Genomic DNA, 13,076 nt, shown 5'->3' with positions numbered 1-13,076 from the left:
TTGAAATATGTTATAGATTTACATACACATAGCATAGTAAGCGGTCATGCGTATACTACATTGCTAGAGAATGTAAAGCAAGCTTCAATAAATGGAATAAAGGTACTTGGAACTACAGAACATGGTCCTTGTATGCCTGGTGGCCCGCATATATTTTATTTTAGTAATATGAGAAACATACCTAGAGAATTATATGGGGTTAAAATACTTAGAGGCTGCGAGGCAAACATAATGGATGTAGATGGTAACATTGATATACCAGAGCGTATTCAAGAAAGATTGGATTTAATAATTGCAAGTTTACATGATGTATGCTTTAAGCCGTTTCCAAGTACGAAGGAAGTAAATACTATGGCAGTTCTAAATGCGATGAATAATAGAAGCATCGATATATTAGGCCATTTAGGAAATCCTATTTTCCCAGTAGATATTGAAGCAATTGTAAAAAAGGCTAAGGTTACAAATACACTTATAGAAATAAATAACGGTTCTTTAAATGGTTCAAGAGAAGGTAGTTTAGAAAATTGTATAAAGATAGCTAAAGCTTGCAATGAGAATGGAGTTAAGGTAATATTAGGAACTGATTCTCACATATCATTTAATATAGGAAAATTTGATAAAGCAGAACAAATAATTAAAGCAGCTAATGTAAAAGAAGAATTAATTATGAATACAGATGAAAATAAAATAATGGAATACTTAAAAAGTAAGGGGAAATTAGGTTAATAGTGTCCTTAGACTTGTTATTTTTTTTAAGATGTCATATACTAACTTTATATTAATATTTTGAGGAGATGTACTATGAATTATATTCAAGATTTTGTGGCGGAAATTAGTAACTATATAAAAAATGAGAACGTGGAACTAAATGCTCCTATGAAAAAATACACATCCTTTAAAGTGGGTGGAGCAGTGGATTTACTAGTAAAGCCTGAAACTTATGAAGAAGTTAGTAAGGTTATAGGATTGTGTGAAGAAAGAAAAATTCCATATTATATAATAGGAAATGGTTCCAATCTTCTTGTTAGGGATGGGGGAATAAGGGGAGTTGCCATAAAATTGTCTAAGCTTAATGGTATAAATATTAATGGTGAAGAAATTATAGTTCAAAGTGGAGCTGCAATTGGTGAGGTAAGCCTAAAATCTAGAGATGCTAGTTTAACTGGATTTGAATTTGCATGCGGAATACCAGGTACTATTGGTGGAGCAATTGCAATGAATGCAGGTGCATATAATGGTGAAATAGCAGATATTATAGACACAGTAACAGTTGTAGATCATAAAGGTAAAGTTATGAAACTCACTAAGGATCAACTTGAACTTGGATATAGAACGAGTGTTGTACTTAAAAAAAACTATATTGTTTTAGAAGCAACTTTTAAACTTAAAAAAGGTGAGTACGAAAAAATTGCTGGAAGGATTAGCGATTTAATGAGGCGAAGAAGAGAAAAACAGCCACTTGAGTATCCATCAGCAGGCAGCACTTTTAAGAGACCAGAAGGATTTTTTGCAGCTAAGCTTATAGAGGACAGTGGACTTAAAGGCGTAAGTATCGGCGGAGCACAGGTTTCCGAAAAACATTCTGGGTTTATTATTAACAAAGAAAATGCAACAGCTAAGGATATATTAGACTTAATTCATTTTGTTCAAAAAACAGTTAAAAGTAAATATGATGTAAATCTCGATACAGAAGTTAGAATTATTGGAGAAGAAAAGTAGAGTGAAACCAGTTTGACTACAAATAAACTTTAAGTTTCACGATGGCTTATCTTTAATAGGTTAAATATACATAAAGAAGAATGCGAAGGGGGATGTGTTAAAATGAGATTTGTCATTGTAACAGGATTATCAGGAGCTGGAAAAACGCAAGCAGTAAGGAGCCTTGAAGATTTAGGATACTTTTGTGTAGATAATCTGCCTCCAACACTTATACCTAAATTTGCAGAAGCATGTTTTGAAACTAAAGGAAAAATAGATAAAATAGCGCTTGTAATAGATATAAGAGGCGGAAAGTTCTTCGATGATCTTTTTGTTAGTTTGGATTATCTAAAAAACAATGGTTATGAATATGAAATTTTATTTTTAGATGCGTCTGATGAGGTTTTAATTAAAAGATATAAAGAGTCAAGAAGAAAGCATCCTTTAGCACCAGAAGGAAGAATTTTAAACGGAATATCGCTTGAAAGAAAGAAATTAGAAGAAATTCGTGACAGAGCAAATGATATTATTGATACATCAAAGCTTGCAACTAGAGAACTTAAAGAAAAAATAACTTCGATTTACAGGGAAGAAGGGCAAGTTGAAACAGAGCTCATTATAACAGTATTATCTTTTGGATTTAAGTATGGAATTCCTGTTGATTCTGATCTTGTTTTTGACGTTAGATTTTTACCTAATCCTTTTTATATACCAGAACTAAAACATTATTCTGGTAATGAAGCACCGGTAAGTGATTATGTAAAATCCTTTCCACAGACAAATGCTTTTATTGATAAACTAGAAGATATGCTTAAATTTTTAATACCACATTACTTAAAAGAAGGTAAAAGGCAGCTTATTGTTGCCATTGGATGTACAGGGGGAAGACATAGATCTGTAACCATAGCTAATGAAATTTACAAAAGGTTAAAAGATGATGGAAACATAGTAAATATTGACCATAGAGATATTAATGAGGATGTTAATAAAGGTGGTAAAAAACTATGAAATTTGTAGATTGGATAAAGCCTGGAATTAAGATCAAACGGTGGGTTATGCTTGGAATAATGGGTATAATGCTCATTTCCTTTGCCCTTATTGAATTTATGAATAAAGGAATATATTACAGCATTTATTATAAAGCTTTTTATGGTTTCTTAATTGTGGCAGGTGTTTTTATTCTATATGTTTCAGTTACGCTTGGAATGAAATCAATAATAGTGCTTATAAATAAAGGATATCTAAATGTATCTATAGATTCTAGAAGATTGAGTAATTTGATATATGAAAAAAGGCTTCTTGTAAAAGGACCTAAAATAGTTGCAATCGGAGGTGGAACAGGATTATCTACCATGCTTCGTGGACTAAAAAACTATACTTCTAATATAACAGCTATTGTAACTGTTGCAGATGATGGTGGTGGTTCTGGAGATTTGAGAGAGGACTTAGGAATCTTACCACCTGGTGATATAAGAAATTGCCTGCTTGCATTATCTGATACAGAGCCACTTATGGAAGAGCTACTTCAATACAGATTTAAAGATGGAAGACTTAAGAACCAAAGCTTTGGTAATTTATTTCTTGCAGCTATGGATGGAATTTCTTGTAATTTTGAAGAGGCGGTTCAAAAGATGAGTTCTGTACTCGCAGTAACAGGAAAAGTAATTCCAGTTACCCTAGATGATGTAGTATTAAAGGCAAAATTAAAAAATGGTGTTGTAGTTGAGGGAGAATCAAATATACCAGAAGCTGCAATTATGTATGAAAGTCCAGTAGATAGAGTGTTTATAGAACCAGAAAATGCAAAGGCAATAGGTGAAACAATACAAGCGATAAGGGAAGCAGATGCCGTAATACTTGGACCTGGAAGCTTATATACAAGTGTTATTCCAAACTTATTAGTTAAGGAGGTTGGAGCGGCACTTCAAAAAACAAAAGCACTTAAATTATACGTTTCCAATATAATGACACAGCCAGGAGAAACAGATGAATTTAGCGTATCTGACCATATTAAAGCCATATTTAAGCATACGGGTGGGAAGGTTGTAGATTATACACTTGTAAATGTAGGTGGAATTGATGAAAAGCTTAAGGGAAAGTATTTTGAAAAAACTTCTGAGCTTGTAAAAATAGACGAAAAAGAACTCAATAAAATAGGCGTAGAAATGATACAAGGAAACTTTATAAAAATAAAAGACGGATTGGTAAGACATGATTCTGATAAACTTGCAGCAATTTTAGTAGAAACTATTATGGATAAGAAATTATTCTATGATAAAAAGAAGATAGTAGAATATTTCTATTTATCACAAAGATTAAAAGATAATAAGGTTAGTAATAACGAGGAGTAATAATATGTCATTTTCATCAAAAGTTAAAAGTGAGGTATGCAGATATAGTGAATATAATCATAAGGAAGCTACAGCTATTTTATCAGCGATAATGAAATCAAGTGGAACTTTGTCTCTGGAGGGTAATGATAAAATAAGCTTTAAAGTTGTAACTGAAAATCCGGCTATAGGTAGACTTATCTTTAAATTGCTTAAAGAGCATTTTTCGATACACACAGAACTTATGGTAAGAAAAAGTAATTCACTAAAGAAAAATAATGTATATATAGCTTGCATAACAGAAGAAATGGGAGTAAGAAATTTTCTAAAAGAAGTAGGAATTCTTAAAGACACAAAAGGTTTAATACAATTAAATTATAATATTCCAGAAGAAATAATTTCGGATGATTTAAGTATACGAATGTACATAAGAGGAGCATTTTTAGGCGGCGGAAGCGTGAGCAATCCAGAAAAGACATATCACCTTGAATTTGTTACTCATGATGAAGATTATGCAGCAGATTTAAGTAAGCTTATAAATACATATAATTTAAGTTCTAAAATGATTAAAAGAAAAAGCAGTTATGTTGTTTATATAAAAGAAGGGGAGCAGATAGTAGATTTGTTAAATATTATAGGGGCTCATTCTAGTTTACTTGATTTTGAAAATGTAAGAATAATGAAGGAAATGAGAAATAATGTAAATAGGCTTGTTAATTGCGAAACTGCAAACTTAAGTAAAACGGTTAACGCTTCAGTAAGGCAAGTTGAAAGCATAAAGCTTATAGAGAGTGAATTAGGACTTGCGAGACTTCCTGAAAATTTAAGAGAAATTGCAGAGCTTAGATTAAATTACCCTGATGAGTCTTTAAAGGAATTAGGTAAGATGCTTGAGCCGCCAGTTGGAAAGTCTGGGGTTAATCATAGACTTAGAAGGATAGAAAAAATTGCAGAAGAAATTAGAAAGGAAGGTAAATAATTTGTATGTCAAAGCATGAAGATATAATAAATTATATTATGTCCCTTAAAGCTGGCTCGAAAATATCTGTAAGAAGTATAGCAAGTGAACTAGAAGTAAGCGAGGGAACGGCATACAGAGCTATTAAGCAGTGCGATACTTTAGGCTTGGTTACTACGATACCTAGAGTTGGAACTATTAGAATAGAAAAGGTTAATAAAAAGAATATAGAAGCACTTACGTATAGGGAAATTGTAGGCATAATAGATGGAATTATACTCGGTGGAGAAAAAGGAATAGATAAGGTTTTAGATAAGTTTGTTATAGGTGCAATGACTACGGAAGCTATGATAAAATATGTAACGCCAGAAAGTCTTATTATTGTTGGAAATAGAGAAGATGCTCAAAAATTATGCTTACTTAATAATGCGGCAGTACTTATAACGGGCGGATTTGGCTGCAGTGATGAAATAAAAGAATTGGCAGATAAAAAAGGTCTTCCTGTAATATCATCAAATTATGATACCTTTACTATCGCAAGTATAATTAATAAGGCTATATCTGAGAGTTTAGTGAAAAAGGATATAATTTTAGTCGAAGATATAATGGATGAAAATCCAAAGTGTTTTAAAAACACCGATGATGTTGGAAAAATAAGAAAATATTGCAAAAATAACCATGTACGCAAGTATCCCGTGGTAGATAATACAAGAAAGTTAGTTGGAATTATTGATGTCAGAGTGCTAGATACTGGCATAGAAGACAATGATATAATTGAAAACTATATGGATGAACCTAAACTTACAGTAGATTGTAAAACTACGGTAGCATATATTGCACACGTTATGGGATGGGAAAACATGGCTATGTGTCCCGTTCTGGATAGTAGCAAAAAATTAATTGGTGTTCTTGGAAAGAATGAGATTACAAAAGCACTTCAATTTGCCGTAAGACAGCCTCAAGTGGGGGAAACTTTAGAGGACATTATATTAAGAAATTTTAAATACACATATACAGAAAGAGGAATGCATTTCTATGGAAAGATAGTTTCAGAGATGGTAGGTCAAATCGGTGCTGCATCATGGAATTCTTTAGGTATGCTTCTTTCAACTGCAGGTGTGATGACTTTAAAAAGAAAAAATAATGTAAATATTTCAATAGATAATATTTCAAGTTACTTTATTAAACCTGTTGAAATGGACAATAATATAAATATATATACAAATATTATTCATGTTGGAAGTTTTTTTGGAAAAGTTGAAGTTAGTATGGAAAATGAAAATAATGAAGTTATTGCAAAATCTATACTATCGTTGAAAATACTTAAGATTTAGAGTACTAAATCAGAGTACAAAGTACAGAGTACAGAGTACAGTGAAGGAGGATTTTCCTTCATTGCGTCAGGAAAATCTTAGAACTTAAAAAACATATTAGTGAGAAGGTTTGGGCGATAGCCCATTAAGTTTTTAAATTTTCTGCTTCAGCAGAAAATTAACCATCACTGTACTCTGTACTCTGTCATCTGTACTCTGATAGAAGGGAGGGCGTTTTATGGAAGATATTTTTAAAAATTTTGTGCACCTTCATGTCCATACCGAATATAGCCTCTTAGATGGCTCAGGAAAGGTTGGAAAGTTAGTTCAAAAGGCTAAAGACCTAGGAATGAATAGCTTAGCTATAACGGACCATGGAGCTATGTATGGATGTGTTGAATTTTATAAAGCAGCAAAAGAAGTTGGAATAAAACCTATAATAGGTTGTGAAATTTATGTTGCATCTAAATCTATGTATATAAAACAAAATGATCCTGAAAATGAAACTCACCATTTAGTTTTGCTTGTAAAAAATGAAACTGGTTACGAAAATTTAATGAAGATAGTTTCAAAAGCATCTATTGATGGATTTTATTATAAACCTAGAGTTGATCATGAATATCTTAAAGCTCATAGCGAAGGAATTATAGCATCAAGTGCATGTCTTGCGGGAGAAGTGTCATCTGATATTTTAAAAGGTAGAATGGAAAGAGCTAAGAAGGATGCACTTTTTTATAAGGAAATTTTTAAAGATGGTTTTTACCTAGAATTGCAGTATCATGGAATTCAGGAACAGCTTAAGGTTAATGAAGAACTTATAAAATTATCAAAAGAGCTAGATATTCCACTAATAGCAACTAACGATGTTCATTATATAGAAAAAGAAGATTCTAGAGCGCATGATATTCTTTTATGTATACAAACAGGAAAGAATATAGATGATGAAAATAGAATGAGATATGAGCCAGAGCAGTTTTATTTAAAGTCTCAGGAAGATATGTATGAGCAATTTTCCTATGTAAAAGAGGCTCTTTTGAACACTGCAAAAATAGCAGATGAGTGCAATTTTGAGTATAAATTTCATGAATCAAAGCTTCCTAATTTTCCATTGCCAGAGGGAACAGATCATTATGAGTATTTGAAAAATTTATGTTATACAGGACTTAAAGAAAGATATGAGGATATAACAGACGAACTAAATAAAAGGCTTCAATATGAGCTTGGCATAATAAATCAAATGGGTTATGTTGATTATTTTTTGATAGTTTGGGATTTTATAAGATTTGCAAGGGAAAATGAAATTCCAACAGGTCCAGGTAGAGGTTCTGGAGCTGGATCACTTGTAGCATATACCTTGGGTATAACTAAAATAGATCCTATTAAATACAATTTGATATTTGAAAGATTTTTAAATCCTGACAGAATTTCAATGCCAGATATAGATAGTGATTTTTGTTATGAAAGAAGACAAAAAGTAATAGATTATGTTGTTGAAAAGTATGGAAAGGATTCTGTTTCTCAAATAGTTACTTTTGGCACCATGGCACCAAGAATGTGTATAAGAGATGTAGGAAGAGCTATGAATTACTCATATGCAGAGGTTGATAAAATAGCTAAAATGATTCCTTCAGTTCTTGGTATAACTATTGATAAAGCTTTAGAATTGAATCCTGAGCTTCAAGATGCCTATGATTCTGATGAAAGAATAAAGGATTTAATAGATGTTGCAAGAAAACTTGAGGGAATTCCAAGGCATACTTCAACCCATGCAGCGGGTGTTGTTATAGCATCTAAACCGCTTGTAAATTATGTTCCACTCTTAAAAAATGAAGAGTCCATTGTTGCACAGTTTACTATGGGTGTACTTGAAGAACTTGGACTTTTAAAAATGGACTTTTTGGGACTTAGAACCCTTACGGTTATTAAAGATACTATAGATATGATTAAGCAAAACAAGGGAATTGACATAGATATCGATAAAATAAATTTTGAAGATGAAAAAGTTTATAAAATGATAGGCGAGGGAAAAACTGTTGGTGTATTTCAGTTAGAATCTGCTGGTATGACAAGTTTTATGAAGGAACTTAAGCCAGATGACCTAGAAGATATCATAGCCGGAATAAGTTTATATAGACCTGGTCCAATGAGTGAAATTCCAAGATACATTAAAAATAAAAATAATCCTCTTGAAATTGAATACATAACACCAGAACTAGAACCTATATTAAAGGTAACTTATGGATGTATGGTTTATCAGGAACAAGTTATGCAGATAGTTAGAGATTTGGCTGGATACTCTATGGGAAGAAGTGACCTCGTAAGACGTGCCATGTCAAAGAAAAAGCACCATGTAATGGAAGAGGAAAGACATAATTTTATTTATGGAATTGAAAATGAAAATGGAGAAATTGAAGTTCCTGGTTGCGTAAGAAATGGTATTTCCAAGGAAAAAGCAGATAAAATATATGATTTAATGATGGATTTTGCAAGTTATGCCTTTAATAAATCACATGCGGCAGCTTATGCTGTTGTGGCATATGAAACAGCATATTTAATGTGCTATTATCCGACAGAATGTATTGCAGCTTACTTAAATAGTGTTATGGGAGATAATGAAAAGGTAGCATTTTATATAAGATTTGCCGACAAATTAGGAATACAAGTTCTTCCTCCGGATATAAATCAAAGTTACTCTAAATTTACAGTTCATGGTGATACTATAAGATTCGGACTTGCAGCAATAAAAAATGTTGGAGTAAACGCAATAGAAGGTATAGTTAAAGTTAGAAAAAGTAAAGGTGAATTTTCATCTTTTAGTGATTTTTGCAATAAAATTGATATGTCTATTGTAAATAAAAGAGCTGTTGAAAGTATAATTAAAGCTGGTGGATATGATGGTCTTAAAGTATTTAGATCACAGCTCCTTGCGGTATTTGAAAAGGTTATGGACGGAATATCAAATCAGCAGAAAAAAAATATCCAGGGACAGATGAATTTATTCACAGATTTTAAACAAGAGAATTATAATAATATAGAGATACAATATCCAAATATAAAGGAATTTGATAAAAAATACATGCTTGCAATGGAAAAAGAAATGACAGGAATATATTTGTCAGGACATCCACTTGAAGATTATAAAGAAACTTTGGATGCTGTTACAAATACAAAAATATCAGATATAGTTGGGTATGAATCCATTGAGGAAAACGAAAGTGAAAATTTGCAGCAGCAAGATAATGGCATAGTTGATGGAACAAGGGTTGTAATAGGTGGAATAATTACTAATGTTACAAAAAAAGTAACTAGAAGCAATACGATGATGGCTTTCATAAAAGTAGAAGATATGTATGCTAGTATCGAAATTGTTATTTTTCCCAAAGTCCTTGAAAAAAATACATCCTGCATAAAAGAAGATGAGCTGGTTATAATAAAGGGTAGAGTAAACAAGAAAGAAGATGAACAGCCTAAAATATTATGTGAAGAAATTACTCCATTAATAAAAGTAAGCTCAGATAAAATATATATTTTAGTTGAAAATAGTGATGCTGTAAAAGATGCCTTAAAAAAAATAAGAAGTATTTCAGCTGTATATGGTGGTAATGTTCCTATATATGTTTGCACCCAAAAAGAGAGAAAAAAGTTTTTGCTGGATAAATCAATCTGGATTGAAAAAAATGTAGAAGTTATGAAATTTTTAAAAGATAAATTTGGCGAAAGTAATATAAAAGTGATATAATGTAATTGACTTTGGTTGTAGTTAGTATATTTTATAAATTAATTGGGGAAGATTTATAACAAAATCCCAATATTTTAAATTTTATGGTTTATTTTATATAAGGCATTGAATATTTTCAAGTTTTCTATTAAAATAAAGATGAATTAAATAACTTGTTGGTAAATATGCTTATTATATCTAGATAATTTATAAAATATGTGGGACAAGTTAAGTCCCTGCGGTCGTAGGAGGTATAAATTATGAAGACTATAGCTGTGCTTACAAGTGGTGGTGACGCACCAGGCATGAATGCTGCTATTAGGGCAGTAGTTAGAACTGCACTTAGTAAAGGTCTTAAGGTAATGGGAATCCAAAGAGGATACAGCGGTCTTATAAATGGAGAACTTTTTGAAATGAATAGACATAGTGTATCCGATATAATTCAAAGAGGAGGAACAATACTTAGAACCGCTAGATGCGCTGAATTTTTACAGGAAGAAGGAAGAAAAAAGGCGGCAAATGTCCTTAAGGTGTTTGGCGTTGATGGTCTTGTTGTAATAGGAGGAAATGGCTCATTTATGGGAGCTCAAAAACTTTCAAAATTGGGCGTAGCAACTGTTGGTTTACCTGGAACAATAGATAATGATTTATCCTACACTGATTACACAATAGGTTTTGATACAACACTTAATACAGTACTTGATGCTATTAATAAATTAAGAGATACTTCAACTTCACATGAAAGAGTAAGTATAGTAGAAGTAATGGGAAGAGATTGTGGTGATATAGCTTTATATTCAGGAATAGCTGGTGGAGCTGAAAGTGTAATTATGCCAGAAAAAGGCTACAATTTTGATGAATTATGTAGAACAATATTGGAAGGAAAGCTTAATGGAAAAATGCACAATTTGATACTTCTTGCTGAAGGAGTAGGAGGTGCGGCTGAACTTGCCAAAAAAGTAGAAAAAGTTACTGGTATAGAGACAAGAGCAACCATTTTAGGACATATTCAAAGAGGCGGAAGTCCTTCTGCTTTTGATAGAATGTTAGCTTCTAGAATGGGAGTAAGAGCCGTTGAAGTATTGATTGAAGGAAAAACATCAAGAGTTGTTGGAATAAGAGATAATAAAATTGTAGATGATGACATTGATGAAGCTTTGGCAATGCCAAGAGAATTCAATGAAGAACTCTACAATATTGCTAACATGCTTTCAAAATAATTTATATATTTTTTTATATATTTTTTTGATTTTCAAGTCATAATTAAACGATGAGGAGAGTAATATAATGCAAAGAACAAAAATGATTTTTACACTAGGACCTGCAAGTGAAAGTGAAGAAATTTTAACAAAGTTTATTGAGGCTGGAATGAATGCTTCAAGACACAACTTTTCACATGGAGATCATGAAGAGCACAGAGGAAGAATAAATCTTGTAAAAAAATTAAGAGAAAAATATCACAAAGACATAGCAATAGTTCTAGATACAAAGGGACCAGAAATAAGAACAGGAAACTTCGAACCTTCAAAATTAGAATTAGCTAAAGGATCAACATTCACTGTTCAATGTGGTGAAGAAGTAGTTGGAGATACAACAAAATGTTCTATCAGCTATAAAGAATTATACAAAGATGTAAAACCAGGCAACACTATATTAATAGATGATGGTCTTGTAGGACTTACAGTTAAAGCAATAGAAGGAACAAACATTGTTTGTGAAGTTGCTAATACAGGATTAGTTGGAAGCCATAAGGGAGTTAACGTACCAAATGTATCAATAAATCTTCCTGCAATGACTGAAAAAGATAAGAGCGATTTAATCTTCGGATGTGAAGTTGGAGTTGATGCTATAGCTGCTTCCTTCGTAAGAAAAGCTGAAGATGTAAAAGCTATAAGAGAAGTTCTTGTAGCAAATGGTGGAAAAGATATAAAGATAATCTCTAAGGTTGAAAACCAAGAGGGTGTTGACAATATAGATGATATCATAGAATATTCTGATGCTATCATGGTTGCTAGAGGAGATATGGGAGTTGAAATTCCTATAGAAAAAGTTCCTTTAACTCAAAAAATGATGATAGAAAAATGTAATAAAGCAGGAAAGTTTGTTATAACAGCAACTCAAATGCTTGATTCTATGATAAGAAACCCAAGACCAACAAGAGCAGAAGCATCAGATATAGCTAACGCAATATTCGATGGTACAGATGCTATAATGTTAAGTGGAGAAAGTGCTAATGGATCATATCCAGTAGAAGCTGTTCAAACAATGGCAAGAATAGCAAAAGAAGCAGAATCTCAATTAGACTATGAAAAAATCTTAGCTAAGAGAAAAGAAACTTCAACTCCAAGTGTTGCAAATTCAATAGCTATGTCAGCTTGCGAAATGGCAAGACAATTAGGAGCAACTGCTATAATAACAGCTACTCAAACAGGAAACACTGCAAGAATGGTTTCAAAATACAGACCAAATGTTCCAGTTATAGCTGTAACACCAAATGAAAGTGTTGCAAGAAAGCTTGCTTTAAACTGGGGAGTTGTAACAATAGTATCAGAATCAGTTAAATCAACAGATGAATTAATTAACTCTTCTGTAGAAAAAGCTTTAGAAGCTGGATACATTAAAAAAGGTGATTTAGTTGTTGTTGCAGCAGGAATACCTGTAGATATGACAGGAACTACTAACATGTTAAAAGTTCACGTTGTAAAGTAAAATTTGCATAACAGAAAATAATTTTGATATAGATTAACTAAACCCCAAAAAGAAGGAACTGTTTGACATAAGGGCTTGCAGTTCCTTTTTTTATTCAAAAAATAAAAAAAATTATTACATGTATATTATTTACCTATTGTGGTTAAAATGATAAGATGTTAAAATATATTGATAAAAAGAATTCAATGGCAACTGATTCTTTTGATTAGGACAAAATAAATTCTATTTAATTTTAATTTGCACCCTTTGGGGTGTGTTTTTTTTTGCCATAAATTCAATCAATTAGTACGAGTATACCAATATAAAACACTTGTATTTTGTTGACAGACGCATGTATTTAATATAGAATA

General features: G+C 31.8%; 9 protein-coding genes. All 9 read left to right on the top strand.

Annotation, left to right across the window (positions count from 1 at the left end; translation table 11 throughout):
* The 9 genes from CUEA01_RS17360 (at position 1) to pyk (ending at position 12,726) form a co-directional block, all read left to right on the top strand.
* Positions 1-726, top strand: coding sequence for a phosphatase (locus CUEA01_RS17360; RefSeq protein ID WP_234123045.1), 726 nt, complete (start codon positions 1-3; stop codon positions 724-726).
* Positions 727-801: 75 nt separating this feature from the next.
* Entirely contained in the window at positions 802-1,719 is a 918-nt protein-coding gene (gene murB / locus CUEA01_RS17355; protein WP_234123044.1) for a UDP-N-acetylmuramate dehydrogenase, read from the top strand.
* 102 nt (positions 1,720-1,821) lie between these two features.
* On the top strand, positions 1,822-2,706 hold the full coding sequence (gene rapZ / locus CUEA01_RS17350; RefSeq protein ID WP_234123043.1) for an RNase adapter RapZ: 885 nt from the start codon (positions 1,822-1,824) through the stop codon (positions 2,704-2,706).
* A complete protein-coding gene (locus CUEA01_RS17345; protein WP_234123041.1) occupies positions 2,703-4,049 on the top strand; it encodes a gluconeogenesis factor YvcK family protein in 1,347 nt (448 codons plus the stop codon). Before rapZ ends, CUEA01_RS17345 begins: the two co-directional genes overlap by 4 nt.
* Before the next feature lie 4 nt (positions 4,050-4,053).
* The gene (whiA, locus tag CUEA01_RS17340; protein WP_234123039.1) at positions 4,054-5,007 is read left to right on the top strand and encodes a DNA-binding protein WhiA; all 954 of its coding nucleotides are present in this window, start codon (positions 4,054-4,056) and stop codon (positions 5,005-5,007) included.
* Positions 5,008-5,012: 5 nt separating this feature from the next.
* On the top strand, positions 5,013-6,320 hold the full coding sequence (locus tag CUEA01_RS17335) for a DRTGG domain-containing protein (protein ID WP_234123038.1): 1,308 nt from the start codon (positions 5,013-5,015) through the stop codon (positions 6,318-6,320).
* A 217-nt stretch (positions 6,321-6,537) separates the two neighbouring features.
* Complete coding sequence (locus tag CUEA01_RS17330; RefSeq protein ID WP_234123037.1) at positions 6,538-10,038, top strand: DNA polymerase III subunit alpha; 3,501 nt, start codon at positions 6,538-6,540, stop codon at positions 10,036-10,038.
* Between the two features lie 239 nt (positions 10,039-10,277).
* A complete protein-coding gene (pfkA, locus tag CUEA01_RS17325; protein ID WP_234123036.1) occupies positions 10,278-11,237 on the top strand; it encodes a 6-phosphofructokinase in 960 nt (319 codons plus the stop codon).
* Between the two features lie 67 nt (positions 11,238-11,304).
* Positions 11,305-12,726, top strand: a complete 1,422-nt coding sequence (gene pyk, locus CUEA01_RS17320; RefSeq protein WP_234123035.1) for a pyruvate kinase — start codon at positions 11,305-11,307, stop codon at positions 12,724-12,726.
* The last annotated feature ends 350 nt before the right edge of the window (positions 12,727-13,076 follow it).

This window comes from Clostridium hydrogenum (assembly GCF_021432385.1).
Lineage (GTDB): Bacteria > Bacillota > Clostridia > Clostridiales > Clostridiaceae > Clostridium_S > Clostridium_S hydrogenum.
This window is presented reverse-complemented; position numbering and strand designations above follow the sequence as displayed.

Coding starts and splice junctions, on each gene's coding strand:
- murB (WP_234123044.1), top strand. CDS start 802: ATGAATTATATTCAAGATTTTGTGGCGGAAATTAGTAACTATATAAAA.
- rapZ (WP_234123043.1), top strand. CDS start 1,822: ATGAGATTTGTCATTGTAACAGGATTATCAGGAGCTGGAAAAACGCAA.
- CUEA01_RS17345 (WP_234123041.1), top strand. CDS start 2,703: ATGAAATTTGTAGATTGGATAAAGCCTGGAATTAAGATCAAACGGTGG.
- whiA (WP_234123039.1), top strand. CDS start 4,054: ATGTCATTTTCATCAAAAGTTAAAAGTGAGGTATGCAGATATAGTGAA.
- CUEA01_RS17335 (WP_234123038.1), top strand. CDS start 5,013: ATGTCAAAGCATGAAGATATAATAAATTATATTATGTCCCTTAAAGCT.
- CUEA01_RS17330 (WP_234123037.1), top strand. CDS start 6,538: ATGGAAGATATTTTTAAAAATTTTGTGCACCTTCATGTCCATACCGAA.
- pfkA (WP_234123036.1), top strand. CDS start 10,278: ATGAAGACTATAGCTGTGCTTACAAGTGGTGGTGACGCACCAGGCATG.
- pyk (WP_234123035.1), top strand. CDS start 11,305: ATGCAAAGAACAAAAATGATTTTTACACTAGGACCTGCAAGTGAAAGT.